The 13,641-nt window shown below is 45.3% G+C and carries 13 protein-coding genes; 7 read left to right on the top strand and 6 right to left on the bottom strand.

Annotated features, from left to right (window positions below; all coding sequences use genetic code 11):
* Window positions 1-14 precede the first annotated feature (14 nt).
* From NLX71_RS17430 to NLX71_RS17420, 3 genes are all read left to right on the top strand, one after another.
* Window positions 15-1,727, top strand: a complete 1,713-nt coding sequence (locus NLX71_RS17430; RefSeq protein WP_254365077.1) for an extracellular solute-binding protein — start codon at window positions 15-17, stop codon at window positions 1,725-1,727.
* A gap of 85 nt (window positions 1,728-1,812) precedes the next feature.
* Window positions 1,813-2,778, top strand: a complete 966-nt coding sequence (locus tag NLX71_RS17425; protein ID WP_254365076.1) for an ABC transporter permease — start codon at window positions 1,813-1,815, stop codon at window positions 2,776-2,778.
* Window positions 2,779-2,791: 13 nt separating this feature from the next.
* Entirely contained in the window at window positions 2,792-3,673 is an 882-nt protein-coding gene (locus NLX71_RS17420; protein WP_254365075.1) for a carbohydrate ABC transporter permease, read from the top strand.
* 62 nt (window positions 3,674-3,735) lie between these two features.
* On the opposite strand, the gene NLX71_RS17415 is transcribed toward NLX71_RS17420, so the two are convergent.
* The 5 genes from NLX71_RS17415 to NLX71_RS17395 form a co-directional block, all read right to left on the bottom strand.
* On the bottom strand, window positions 3,736-4,815 hold the full coding sequence (locus NLX71_RS17415) for a DUF418 domain-containing protein (RefSeq protein ID WP_302058298.1): 1,080 nt from the start codon (window positions 4,813-4,815) through the stop codon (window positions 3,736-3,738).
* A 39-nt stretch (window positions 4,816-4,854) separates the two neighbouring features.
* On the bottom strand, window positions 4,855-6,048 hold the full coding sequence (locus NLX71_RS17410) for an MFS transporter (RefSeq protein WP_254365073.1): 1,194 nt from the start codon (window positions 6,046-6,048) through the stop codon (window positions 4,855-4,857).
* A gap of 20 nt (window positions 6,049-6,068) precedes the next feature.
* Complete coding sequence (locus NLX71_RS17405; protein WP_254365072.1) at window positions 6,069-6,695, bottom strand: GNAT family N-acetyltransferase; 627 nt, start codon at window positions 6,693-6,695, stop codon at window positions 6,069-6,071.
* Window positions 6,670-7,503 (bottom strand): helix-turn-helix domain-containing protein, encoded by an 834-nt coding sequence (locus NLX71_RS17400; RefSeq protein ID WP_254365071.1) that lies wholly within the window; start codon window positions 7,501-7,503, stop codon window positions 6,670-6,672. The genes NLX71_RS17405 and NLX71_RS17400 overlap by 26 nt, the downstream gene beginning before the upstream one ends.
* 155 nt (window positions 7,504-7,658) lie before the next feature.
* The gene (locus tag NLX71_RS17395) at window positions 7,659-8,240 is read right to left on the bottom strand and encodes an NAD(P)H-dependent oxidoreductase (RefSeq protein WP_254365070.1); all 582 of its coding nucleotides are present in this window, start codon (window positions 8,238-8,240) and stop codon (window positions 7,659-7,661) included.
* A 160-nt stretch (window positions 8,241-8,400) separates the two neighbouring features.
* Here NLX71_RS17395 and NLX71_RS17390 point away from each other — a divergent pair, with 160 nt between their 5' ends.
* From NLX71_RS17390 to NLX71_RS17375, 4 genes are all read left to right on the top strand, one after another.
* Window positions 8,401-9,423, top strand: coding sequence for an AraC family transcriptional regulator (locus tag NLX71_RS17390; RefSeq protein ID WP_254365069.1), 1,023 nt, complete (start codon window positions 8,401-8,403; stop codon window positions 9,421-9,423).
* A gap of 149 nt (window positions 9,424-9,572) precedes the next feature.
* Window positions 9,573-10,661 carry an NAD(P)/FAD-dependent oxidoreductase gene (locus tag NLX71_RS17385; protein WP_254365068.1) on the top strand — a complete coding sequence of 363 codons (1,089 nt, stop codon included), beginning with the start codon at window positions 9,573-9,575 and terminating at the stop codon, window positions 10,659-10,661.
* The gene (locus NLX71_RS17380) at window positions 10,642-11,160 is read left to right on the top strand and encodes a GNAT family N-acetyltransferase (RefSeq protein ID WP_254365067.1); all 519 of its coding nucleotides are present in this window, start codon (window positions 10,642-10,644) and stop codon (window positions 11,158-11,160) included. Before NLX71_RS17385 ends, NLX71_RS17380 begins: the two co-directional genes overlap by 20 nt.
* Complete coding sequence (locus tag NLX71_RS17375; RefSeq protein ID WP_254365066.1) at window positions 11,160-11,960, top strand: MerR family transcriptional regulator; 801 nt, start codon at window positions 11,160-11,162, stop codon at window positions 11,958-11,960. The genes NLX71_RS17380 and NLX71_RS17375 overlap by 1 nt, the downstream gene beginning before the upstream one ends.
* Window positions 11,961-12,301: 341 nt before the next feature.
* On the opposite strand, the gene NLX71_RS17370 is transcribed toward NLX71_RS17375, so the two are convergent.
* Window positions 12,302-13,549 (bottom strand): IS110 family RNA-guided transposase, encoded by a 1,248-nt coding sequence (locus tag NLX71_RS17370; RefSeq protein ID WP_254365065.1) that lies wholly within the window; start codon window positions 13,547-13,549, stop codon window positions 12,302-12,304.
* Window positions 13,550-13,641: the final 92 nt, after the last annotated feature.

Raw genomic sequence — 13,641 nt, 5'->3', positions numbered from 1 at the left:
AGGGGGGGTTGACTTTGAAACTGTGGAAACGATTGACGGGGATTGGTGTAGCGGCGCTGTTGCTGTTTGCGACGGCTTGTGGGGGCACGGGTTCGAATCCGGGAGCAAGCGGTGGCGACGCTCCGACAGGGGAGCGATCGTTATATACCATCAAGGTATTAGTCACTTCGACGGGGAATACGGTCGTGAAGCGAAGCGATGAGACACCGGTCGGAAAAGTCATTAAAGATAAATTCAACATCGTATTTGAATTCATTCCATTCAGCGGCGATTATCGGGATAAGTTGAACATGATGCTTGCTTCCGGAGACTATCCGGAGCTGCTGCGCGTAGAACGCCAGGATTTAGTAACCAAATATATCAATGCAGGCGCCGCGCTGCCGCTGGACGATTATTTGAAGGATGCCAAATATTTTAACGAGACCAATAAGCCTTCCATTCCTTTCTGGCGGCTGCCGGCGAGCGACGGCAAATTGTACAAGTGGGAAACGAACGTTCCGCAAGATGTCAACAACTTTTGCGAATGCAACGATATCGCCATTCGTAGCGATATTCTCAAGGAACAGGGCTATCCGAAGCTGTTGAGCACGGATGACTATGTGGAGTTCCTGAAGAAAGCGATCGCTGCGCATCCGACGACGAACGGCAAGAAAACGCTCGGGGTTGTCGCTCCTTTCGCAGAATCGTGGGGGATGGCCGGTATCATGCCCATTATGTACGAGAAAGGGGACAAGTATATCTCGGTCGGCAATGAAGGCGTTATCTTCAATATAAAAGACCAGAAATTTGAAGACATGCTTTTGAATGCGTATACAAAAGAATCGTACCAGTTCTTCAACAAATTATATCGCGAAGGGCTGCTCGACAACGAAAGCTTCACGGATACGCTCACCCAAGTGACGGAGAAAGTCAATTCCGGCCAAGCCTTAGGTTTCTATTATACGATGTGGGTTAAAGATTCGGTCAACACAACGCTCGAAAAAGCGGGACATCCGGAGCTTGGATACGTCCAGCTTCCGATTCAGACGAACACGATGGTCAAGGAAGGCCAGAAGAAAAATCTTCGTTTGGAAACGGTACGCCCGTACGACTCCATCATCATTACGAAGAACGCCAAGGACCCGAAGCGGATTTTCGAGCTGATCGATTGGATCTCTTCCGAGGAAGGGCAGACCCTGCTTCAATCCGGTGTAGAAGGGGTTCATTACAAGCGGGTCGACGGCAAACGGGTTCTGACGGACGAATTTAAAAAAGGATACCGGGAAGACCCGAATTACTTATCCAAGCAAGGCATCGGCGTCGGTATGTCGTTCCTTGGGCTAAGGCTTCTTACGGCGAAGGATAACCAGCCTTACAATCTCTTGAACGATACCGCGGCTTCCGACGAATTTTCCTTGACCAAGACGGTGGCGGACACTTACAAAACGCTCGGATGGGCCAACTCGAAAGATTGGTTCAGGAAGAACGGTGTCCCTGCTCCGGGCGGATTGGCGAGCGGGATCGTTATCGATCCTATCAGCTCCGAAGGAATGATTTCCCAAAAAATCGTCGAGCTTCGCGTCAAAAATTCGGCTAAACTGGTCATGGCCAAGTCCGAAGCAGAATTCGAACAAATTTGGCAAGCCTTGATGAAGCAATATCAGGCGCTGAATCCGCAGAAAGTCGTTGATAAGTACAATGAGCTCTTCCAGCAGCAGCAAGCCAAAGTGAAAGAGTATACGAAATAATCTAACCATGGGGAATTTATATTCACCTTGTAAATTCCCCATGGTTTCAAATTTAGCGTTTGTCAGGGGAGGAGGGCTCGCGCAGATGGCGAAACAGGAAGCGGCGGTGATCGTCTCGGGAGCAGAACGACAATACCAAGCGACATGGGTAAAGAAAGTATTCAGGCAAAAATATTTGTTTCTAATGATCTCTCCGGCGGTTCTGTTAACGGTTCTCTTCCATTATGTACCGCTGTTCGGATGGCTGATCGCCTTCAAGAATTATCAGGTGGGCATCAATCTGTGGAAGGCTCCATGGATCGGTCTTCAGCAGTTTAAAATGTTTTTCATGGAAAGCACGGATTATATTTATTTAATCCGCAATACGCTCGTTATGAACCTCTCGGTCATTTTTTTGAACCTGACGGTTGCCTTGGTGTTCGCCATATTGTTAAATGAGGTACGTCAGAAGTGGTTCAAAAAGATCATTCAAACCGTCTCGTTCTTCCCGTTCTTCGTTTCGTGGGTAATCGTGTATGCGATAATTCATGCACTGTTAGGGAGTTCGACCGGGGCGATCAATGTGTCGCTGATCAAGCTTGGGATTCTTGAGCAAGGCATCAATGTGCTTGGGGATAAAGCGTATTCATGGCTCCTGGTTATTTTTGTGCAAGGGTGGAAGTATTTGGGGTACAATGCTGTTATCTATATTGCGGCAATCACTTCTATTTCTTCCGAGCAGTACGAGGCGGCCGACATGGACGGAGCAGGGCGGTTCAAAAAAATATGGCATATTACGGTGCCGAATTTGATGCCGACGTTCATTATATTGTTGATTCTCAACATTGGCTGGGTACTCAATTCCGATTTCGACCTTTTCTACCTGTTCACGAATCCGACCAACTGGGAAACAATGGAGGTTCTGGACATGTATATTTATAAATTCGGCCTCAAACTCGGAAATTTCTCTTATGCGACGGCAGTTGGCATCATCAAGACGATTGTCAGTCTGATTGTGGTCATCGCGGCCAACCAGCTATCCAAGAAAATGACAGGTAAATCATTGCTGTAAAGGTGGGGTTGCCATGGAAAATAGAACAATGTTCGACCGGCTCTTTGACGCTGGCAACTATGTATTGATGACCTTTGTCGGGATAATCATGTTTTTTCCTTTCCTGTATATCATCAGCTATTCGCTCAGCGAACCGAGCCAATTGCCCCAGGGATTGCTGGTATTGCCGGCGGGCTTCACGCTTGACGCCTACGCGCGGGCGTTTGAAGATCCGGCGATCTTCCATAGTATATTGATTTCTGTCGGAAGGACGATTCTCGGCCCGGTCGTCATGATTTTCGTAACGTCGATGGCGGCCTATTGTTTAACGAGAGACGATTTTATAGCGGTTCGCTTTTGGCGCAAGTTCTTTGTCTTTACGATGTATTTCTCCAGCGGGCTAATTCCGCTGTATGTTCTTATTGTTCAGTTGAATCTTTCCAAGTCGTTTTGGGTATACATCGTCACGACTGCCGTCAGCGTATTCAACATGATTCTGATCAAAACCTTTATCGAAAGCTTGCCGGATTCGCTGGAAGAAGCGGCCGTCGTGGACGGAGCGAACGATTTGACGGTATTTTGGCGGATTATTTTCCCGCTGTGTCTTCCCGTTCTTGCCGCGGTCGTTTTATTTTCGGCGGTCGGGCAATGGAATAGCTTTATCGATACGCAGCTGTATAATGCGATGAATCCCGAATTGTTCACGCTGCAGTACGTGCTCTACCAAACGCTTTCCACCGCCAATAACGCGAGCCTGATGCAATCGGGGGCTTTGAACGCCAGCGCCAACACGGTTACGCCGGAAAGCTTGAAGATGGCGATCACGATGATTACGGTACTGCCGATCATGTTGGTTTATCCGTTCTTGCAGCGATATTTTATTTCCGGGATGCTGGTCGGTTCCGTCAAAGGGTAAAGGCGTGATTCAACGAAAAACGAGCCTCGGAGTCGCTTCCCAGGCTCGTTTAAGGTTTGGGGTCAACAAACTTTTCTCATGATTAGCTCAATGGGACCTCTTGTCTTCCATTTGATCCACAGATTCGAAAAGACGATGGCGAGTACGAAATAAACGGTCCCATAGGCCATGGCAAAAGAAAGTCCGCCATGTTCTTCATAGCCTACGGCCTGAAGCAGCCCTAATCCAATAACGATGTGCCCGATATAATGGGATAACGATAATTGTCCGGTGTTGATCACCGCCTGCGTCAGAGGGGAATTCTCAAATTTGTCGACCACATAAAGACAGATCGCAATAACGGCCACAGATGAACAAATTCCGGAGAGAACATAGAGCATGGTAGGCGGCATCGGTTTCGTTCCAAAAAGATATTTTGCTATTCCAACACTCAGTTCAGCAGAGGTCCATTGGACCAGGAAAAAAGAAAGGGTTTCAAAAACAACCGTTCCCGATAGCGAATATAGCAGTACCTTGGAGCGGTTTTCCTTATCCAGCCAACGCTTTCTGCCAATCCACAAGCCGATGAGGAAGAAGCACAACCATGGAAAGACAGGATGAAATCCGTTAAATAACAGATTGCGAGTGAACCCTTCGATCGTCCAAAAGTCCGAATATTCCCTGAAACTTGAGTTCCACCCGTTGAAGTAATTAAATATAACTAAAAATATTTGCGATGCTAACAGAACAATCGAGAACAGGCCGAGTAGTTTATTGTCGGATACGGTGATCAAGACCGCAGCTGCAAGCATGAACACGGCATAATAATGCAAAATGTCGGCGCTCCAGCCCATTAGCAATAACAGCACGCCAGCGATAAACAGGAAAGCGGCTCTCCGGTACAAGCTGTTCCGGCTTTGACGAATGAGCTCTTCGTTCAACGAGGTTCGGGCTTTCGAGGTCATTAATGACACGCCGATCCCTGCCAGCACGACAAACAAGGCGGAAGCTCTCCCTTCAAACAAACCCGCAATCGATTGCAACCATGCCGGTCCGCCATACTCTGCTTGCAGTGCAAGCTTGTAGTTCACGATAATCATGCCGAAGATCGCCAATGCTCTCGCAAAATCCAGGGCGGTTATCCGTTTTTTCGACTGACTCATACGATATCATCCTTTTATGTTTCGTGCTGTGAAGTAAATTCATCGCGACTGCATCCTCGCATTATTTTTCCACAATACCGCCATCACAAAAGCGGCAAGCAGGACAACTGCGGTAAAAATATATGGTAAATTCATATTTACATCAAATAAAATACCGCCTAACGCAGGCCCGATAATAATGCCAAGACTTGTATACGTGGTACTCATCCCTGCGACAAATCCTTGCTCTTCCCCGGCCAATTTTGAAAGCAATGATGTCACTGCGGGACGAAGTATATCGCAAGCAAAAAATACAATACTGGAAACGACCATAATGCTCCAATACCCACTGGATAAAACGGAAGCAATAATGAAAATTGCGGCAATCATAATCGTGGCGTGAATCAGCTTCTTCTCGCCGAATTTATTTACCAGCTTCTCAAAGAACATGACCTGAGCCACCACACCCGATATGGAACCTACTGTAATAATGACGGCAATATCTTTCGCATTGAAACCGAATTTCGAATCAACAAAAAGACTGAACAGCATTTCGTAGGCAGACAATCCAAAAGCTAATACAAACACAATGATCAGGGGTACGAAATATAAAGGATGAAATGATTTTTTAATCTCCGACAAAAAACTTCCATTTAATTTCTTTTGTCTATTTTCCATTCGTTTTTCTTTAGATAAAGGCTCTTGCAAAACAAGCAATGAAATAATAGTAGTAACCAAGGTGAATCCTGCGGCGAAGAAGAATGGCGCACGTATCCCGAATTCAGCTATAAATCCGCCGATACCGGGACCGATGATGAACCCTAAACTTATCGCGGCAGCTTGATAGCCCATGATTTTAGGTCGCTCTTCCAGTGTGGTGTTATCCGCTATAAAAGCGGTAACGGCCGGAATAATGAAGGCATCGCTAATGCCTCCTAAAATTCTTGAAAGAAACAATACCCATACCTGATTGCCAACGGCAAACAACAGCTCCGAAAAAGAAAAAAGGAATAGCCCTAGTATGAGTATGTTCTTTCTGCCGATCGTATCTACCCAGATGCCGGCAATTGGAGAGAAGAGCAGCATGGCAAATGCAAAAGCGGAAATCAGGTATCCCATGACTTCGCCGCTTAAATGCATTTCTTTTGCAAGCGACGGCATGATGGGAGCAGCAAGGCCAACCCCTACATAGGCAATAAATAAATTCATCAAGATGACAGCTAAAGATACTTTTTCTTTCGGAAAAATACGCATATGGTTTCCTCATTACCTCATCATTTTGATTTTAAAACCATGTAATACCATTTTGGTTCCTTGAACAAAAGATGCCGCACGAAGCTATTATGTTGTGACTGAGTCTGGAATGACAGGAGCTCGTATAGGTGCTTGGCACGCGGGTTACTGCCTACAACGTGCAAGCTCAGCGTATCCAGATGCGTTTCCGTTTGCGCAAAATGCTGCGCCCACTGAAGTAACAGCTTTCCAACTCCCTTGCTTCGATGGTCCGGATGGACAACAATGTCTGCAATATAACATACTCCAGCCTGTGGTTTATGGTCTAATAAATGTAATCCAAGCAGCATTTTAAACAGGCTCCATTTTCCGAACCTATCGAAGCTCTTCAACGGAGGAAGCCCTTGCTTTTGATTCATGTCAGATTCGGGCTTCCATTTGATAGAGATCGTTCCGATCACTTCTCCCTCTTGCAGGGCGACCATTCTTTGACTTGCCGGTTCCGTGGGAAAATGGTCGAAAAGCTTTTCGAAAAAAAGAGCGAGCTCGTCATCATTCTTGTTTACCAATTTTTGAAATTTTCCGCGAAACCCGTGAACAATCAATCGGCTGATCTGTGGATTATACTTGGCCTGCATAGGTTCAATGGTTATTGGCGCTACCGTCATGTTCGATTCCCCTTTCGGAATTTGTAACCGGTTCGATCAAGGCTTGCAGTTCATAGTGCAGCTTGTTTTGGCTAAATAGGGATAAATAAGATTTTTCAACGAGGATCAGAGGTCCTGCTATGACATAAGACTGCGCAGCGGCATAGTCGTAAAACTGTTTAATCATCTGTTCAGGCTCTTCTTCATCCACAAGGCTCTGGATGGAAAGGTAATCACCTGCAGGCAAAGAAAAATCGCCAGGGGCTTGCGTTTCCAGACATAAGGTGACGGTGCTCGAACCATCACTTGAACCATCACTCGAACCATTGTATAAATAATGAATGTCCGATTCGAACAAGTTCGGAACGCGATTCGCCTGTCTGGTCAATCGTGTGGCATTCAGCTTCGTATGTGAATCCACTTCCATCCAGCGTGCTAAATAAGTAGGTTCTCGCCGCTTGATTTGGTATTGATTGGGGTGCAGGCTAAAGCTTTGTTGTTCATGCAACACTTTTTTGATGAACTGCTGAAGCTCTTGGAGTCGTTGCAACTCCGCATCCACTTCCCGCAGGGAATGATGAAGAAGCTGTCGATATTGATCCGCGGAATAGGAAGTCATACATTCTTTTATGGAATGAACGGGTACCCCGAGCTTGCGAAGCAGCAAAATATGCGCTAGTTGGTAAACTTGATCGATGCCGTACATTCGATACTGATTGTTATCTGTGTAAGCAGGTTGTAGGACCCCTTTTTCTTCAAAATAACGAATTTGATGAACAGACACGTTCATCAGCTTAGCTAATTCACTAATCGTAATTTCACTCTTCATAAACGACACTCCCAAGGATGAGGTTTGGAATATGTTAACGATATACCTTAGGTCAGACCTAATGTCAAGCGTTTCATTCCTATGGCAACGAAATAGAGGAGCTTGCTTAAGCGCAGCTCCTCTAAGTGATGATGTATATTGAGATCAGAAAGTATTTAAGCCAATTGAGTCCCAAGCTGATTTGCGTTAGCCAGCCAATTCGCGCGCTTTTCTTCCGATGACCCTTTGATCGGACCAAGCTCCGTAACGCGTACAGGCGACACTCCGCAAAATTTCAATATGTTGCGTTTCATCACATTGTATTCTGCATGACCATAGGCTAACTTATTGTACCAGTACGGAGTATCGGCCGTGACGATCAAATGCGCGGACTTGCCGGTTAAGAGCTTATCGATAAGTGAAGAATTTTCCCGGTATTTGTAAGCGAAGCCGGGGAGAAAGATCCGGTCAATAAATCCTTTCAGAATGGCTGGCATTACACCCCACCATGTAGGATAAACAAATACAAGGTGATCCGCCCACTGGATGAGTTTTTGCGCTTCGATCAGATCTTCCTCTAATTCCGTTCGTTTACGGTAACCGAATTTCAGGTTCGGGTCAAATGTGATCTTGCTCAAATCAATAGAGCGAACCTCGGCTTGGCTGGCCGCAGCCCCTTTCATATAAGCGTCGGACAAGGCCGCGCAGAAGCTCTGCGGGTCGGGATGTCCGTTAATAACGAGAATCTTCGATTTCATTTTCAGTTCCTCCTCTTGCCCCCAATGAATCACTTACCTCAGTGGCTGTTTGCGATATAATATAAATACAAGTCTGTAATTAGCATAGAACGAATTGAAAAATAAATGAATGCTCGACAGCGCAAGGGTCTTGCTGATTCGCGCAAAAGGGGAATGAAAATTGAAGAACCGGGGAGTTCCCATCTCGATACTATATCCGATGATGAAGACAATGACGCATAAAGGATATGAACTGAATCCATATTTCAGGTATGCATCGTTTGACAGTCGTTTGTTGCAGGATAAAGAGGCCCGTATTACGGAACAGGAATTGGAGCGATTGATGGTCGCCGCAGTGAATTACACGCAGGATGATCATTTCGGCTTGCACCAAGGACAGATTATAGAGCTTGCCGATATGGGCATTCTCGGTTATGTGATTTTGCATTCCAAAACCATTGTCGATGCGCTAACCGCTTATCAAAGATACAATGTGATTCTGTGCAGCGTATTTCATCTGGAGTGGGAAGTGGAGGGCGACGACGTCCTGATCCGCTATTTTTTACAGCATCCCGGTCAAATCTCGCGTCATAGTGTGGAGGAGATGGCGAGCTCGCTGTATCATTTGATCAACAAGCTTAGCAACTGCCGCATCCCGTTGCATGAGATTCAATTTATACATGACGCACCGGCGGATATAGAGCCCTATAAGGCGGTTTTCGGGAAAGCTCCCCGCTTTGGCGAGAAAGACAACGTTCTTCGTATGAGTAAGGACGTGCTGAAATACCCGATTTTGTATTCCGATGCAAGACTGCTGGAGCTTTTCGAGAACATGGCACAGGAAACCAGAGATGAGCTGACACAGGAAAGCCTATTTTCAGATCGGGTAGTTCAATGGATGAAGGAGTGTGTTCCATCCTTTTTTCCGACCCTGCAGCAAACCGCAGAGCATTTCGCAATAAGCACAAGAACACTTCAGAATAAGTTGAAGGCAGAGCTGACTTCGTATAATGAATTATCTGTCAGGGTACGCAAGGAATTGGCCATGAGTTATTTGAAAAAAAGTGATTATACGATCGGCGACATTGCCTATTTGCTGTTTTTTTCGGAGCCTAGCGCATTTCAAAGCGCTTTTAAGAAGTGGACGGGCGTAACGCCGGGACAGTACCGGACACAAGCGCGTAACAGGATAGCCCCAACATGAAGGGGCATCGGATACAAGTACCGCCGCAAAATAGCAACATTGGTAAATGAACTTGTTGGGAGTCAGATTTCCGATCGCACCTTGTCGTGTGCTACAATATTATGGCAATGATTTTATGGAGTAAACGCTGGTTGTAGGGGGAAACATACATGATTAGGAAACAAAAGATTATCGTGATTGGCGCAGGTATTGTCGGTGCGTCAATGGCCTATAACTTATCAAAACGGAATCAGGATGTCACGTTAATCGAGAGTCATTCAACAGTTGCCTGTGGTGTAACTGAAAAATCTTTCGCTTGGATAAATCCTTCGGGCCGGGTATTAAAAAATTTTCGACATTTGTATGAGGCAACGTTAGCCGAATATCATGAATTGGAAAAAGAGCTGCCGGATTTAAAGATAAACTGGCACGGAGCACTGACATGGGGAGTTCCTACAAATGCGGAGGAGTCTCATATCCAAAAGCTGACTCGGCAGCAGATCCTGGAATTAGAACCTAATTTGAAGGAATATCCGGAGGAAGCTGGTTTTGCGTTTGAAGAAGGCGGATTAGATCCAATTTTAACAACCAAACGTTTAGTGGAGCAAGCAGAGGCAAATGGAGCGAAACTCCTTTTTGATACAAAAGTTGTGCAAATAAAAAAAGAGGGCGACAAGGTTGTTGGCGTATACACCTCACATGGCTTTATAGAATCGGACGTCATCGTCATGGCCGCGGGCGCGGCTGTGCCCGAGCTCTGTAAGCCGTTAGGCTTCGATGTTCCTGTCGTTCCTTCGCCTTCCATTATCATTCACATGAAATCGAAACAAAAGTTAATCCACACCTTGATTACCAATTCAGAGTTTGAAGCAAGGCAATTAACCGATGATACGCTAATTGCGGCGGAAGATTATATGGACGAGTCGGGTGAAAATGGGCCGGAGGCCATTGGAAAGCGAGCGTTGGAAATTCTTCGTCACCAGTTAAAAGGAGGCGAGAATTTGGAGCTGCAAAGCATCAAGGTTGGAATGCGACCCATGCCTGAAGACGGTTACCCTATTGTTGGATTTCATGATCAGATCAAGGGTCTTTACTTGGCAGTTATGCATTCTGCTATTACGCTGGCTCCTGTTATTAGCCGCTTGGCTGCAAATGAGATTATAGACAACGTGCAGTTGAAAGAATTGGAAAGCTGCCGGTTATCCCGATTTGAATTCGATGCTAAGGGAGAATCTGATCATGAACGACAGAGAGTTTGATAAAATCTACGCGATTATGGAAGCCTCATTTCCTGAGAACGAACGGAGAACTTATGCCGGGCAGAAGGAGCTGCTGGCCGATCCGCATTACCGTCTCATGACGGAAACGGATGACAATAACCAAATGATCGCCTTTTTGGCCGCATGGGAATTTCCTTTGTTCCGGTTTGTCGAGCATATTGCCGTCGATCCAGCCACGCGGGGAAGTGGCGTAGGTGGGAAATTAATGACCGCGTATATCCAAGAGTCATTAAAACCCATTTTATTGGAGGTCGAACTTCCTGATACGGACTTGGCCCAACGGAGAATAGGCTTTTATGAGCGATTAGGGTTTCAACTCAATCCTTTCGAATACGTACAACCCCCACTTCGGACAGGGCAGTCAGAATTACCGCTCAAGATGATGAGCTATCCTCAAATGCTCACAGAAGAGGAGTTTGGGCTTTTTAAAGGAATCTTGTATACAAATGTGTATAAGGTTACCGGAGCACAGCGTTGATGTACAAAATAGGGGAATTTTCGAAGATTAATAAAATCTCCCAAAGAATGCTCAGGTATTACGATGAGAAAGCTTTATTAACGCCCAAAAAAGATGAATTGAACGGTTATCGATATTATACGAACGATGATATTGAAATCGTGAATCGAATCAAATTGTTGCGTAAATACCATTTTTCAATGGATGAAATAAAGAATGTGCTCGACATGGATTCGAAAGCGATCAAAGCCTTATATCAACAGAAGATTGCCGAATTGAATGAAAAAGCTATGGAATATACTCATGTGATCGAGGAAATGAAAAAGGTTATTGAACCCGCGAATCCCATCATGAAGGCGAACGCCTATGATGTGCTTTGGGGAGTAAGGAAACCATTCCATGCCTTATGCTTAAGAAGAGTTGTCGATGCAGATGACTTGGAGTTGTTAATGAATGAGCTTGATGCATCCGTCAATGAAATGAATCTTATGTTGACAGGCAAACATTTTGCTATTTTTCATTCTATTGAGGAAAAGGATTTTTATCGGTACGATGTTGAAGTCGTTCAACCCATAGGATTAACAACGGAAGTAAAAGATGCGAGGATCAAATTATTTGAGGAAACCAATTATATATGTACCGTCCATATAGGGAATTATGACCATATTAGTTATGCTTATAGTGCCCTGTATGACTGGGCTCATTCCAATGGATACCATTTAGAGGGCCCTTTTATTGAAAAATATTATGCAGATGAGTTTGTTACATTAGATAAAGACGCATTTGTCACGGAAGTGGGTATTGCCATAAAAACGAGTTGATTTGGCAGGACAAGCCTTTACTTAGGGATGGCGCTGATGAAGCAATCGCGGCCACCTTGTAGAGGTTGTCCTTTTTTCTTTTTCGGTCGTAAGACAAGCTAACGAAAAGACTTGAGCTTCACACTGTGTGAAGCTTTATACTGTGGTCATGCATGCACCCAACACCAAACATAGGCGTCATGAAATCGCGCACAGACAGATACCGGCGTGAACACTTGCTAGAACTAAACTGGGAGGATAAGTCTGAAATCAAAAGTAATTTATCGCACTCACGTAGAATGGCATAGCAAACAAGCCATCGAAAAGACGACTTATTGGTAAATTTAGGTTATTTTAATGATTCAGGTAGCTATTTGCAGAATGCGATAACCCTGGGCTTTAGCTATAATAATGGCTTGCTCGACCGTAATTTCACGGTCTACTGAAAGAACATCCGACTTTTTATACAATTCTGCGTTGTAGGGTTCTTTGTTTTTCAAGATGTGGTAGATCGCTGTTAAGAGCATTCTCGCAATAGCAATAATGGCGCGCTTGTGGCCTCGACGCTTTTTGAGTTGTAAGTAGCGGTTTCGGATTTCAGGATGCTTTTCGCTTTTGACCACAGCGGTGGCACACTGTACCAAAAGGGGCTTGATGTAACAGCCTGCTCTTGAAATCCTTACTGACTTTTTCTTGCCGGCACTCTCGTTATTGGTGGGTGTAAGTCCTGCCCAGGAGCATAGATGCTTAGCTGTCGGGAACACGTCCATGTTCACACCGATTTCCGAAACCACGGCAATGGCGGAAAAAAGGTTTTTGAAGGACGGAACAGTTAAGATCAAGTTGATTTCGTCTGAGTAGGACTCGGCAAGAGAAAGAATAATGGCTTCTAAATCCGCTTTACGGGATTCGAGGTCCTCGTAATGCTCTTTAATCACCTTTATTTTTCCGGCCTGTTCGGGTGTAATCAGCCCCTGAATAGCCAGTTCAAGTTCAGGAAGTTTCTTCTTCAATGAACCGTGAATAAGAGATTCGATGTCAAAAGAAGTATTAAGCGGATCATCGAGAAGCTTGTCGATGATATTCATGGAGCTCTTGCCAAAGGTATCCGATACCACATTTCCAAGCTGGATGTTGGAAACCGTTAAGCTGTTTTGAAGCCGATTTTTTTCGCTCGACGCAAAGTTTGTCAGCTTAAAGCGATAGCGCATGAGGTCGCGCAGTTGCCGGATAGGCAGCGGGGGCATAAAGCTTCCGGCGACAAGATCATGCTTAAACAAATCGGCGATCCATTGTGCGTCCTTTTTATCCGTCTTTTTGCCGCGAATTGCTTTGACGTACTTTGGATGGGCCAACGTGATATTGCAGGAATGTTCAAGAACATTGAACACGGGAATCCAGTATTTCCCGGTAGATTCCATACAGACAGCCTTGCAGTCATGTTCACAAAGCCATTGTGACAGCTCGATCAGCCCTTTGGTAAAGGTCGAAAAGCGATGGCGTTTGTACGTAGTGACCCCTTTGCTGTTGGTTGATGCGATGCAGGCAACGACAAAGGTTTTGTGGACGTCGATGCCGCAGCAGATGGGATAGACAATTTTTAAACCCATAGGAAACTCCTCTCGAAGATGTATAGGGATAGGCAGCATTGACTGATTGCCCAGCAATAAACGAGTTATGTTTATACAAAGATAAGTCTGCG

The sequence above is a fragment of the Paenibacillus sp. MZ04-78.2 genome (genome assembly GCF_024213375.1).
GTDB lineage: Bacteria > Bacillota > Bacilli > Paenibacillales > NBRC-103111 > Paenibacillus_G.
Note: the sequence above shows the minus strand (reverse complement) of the source record. Positions and strands in the feature narration are given on the sequence as shown.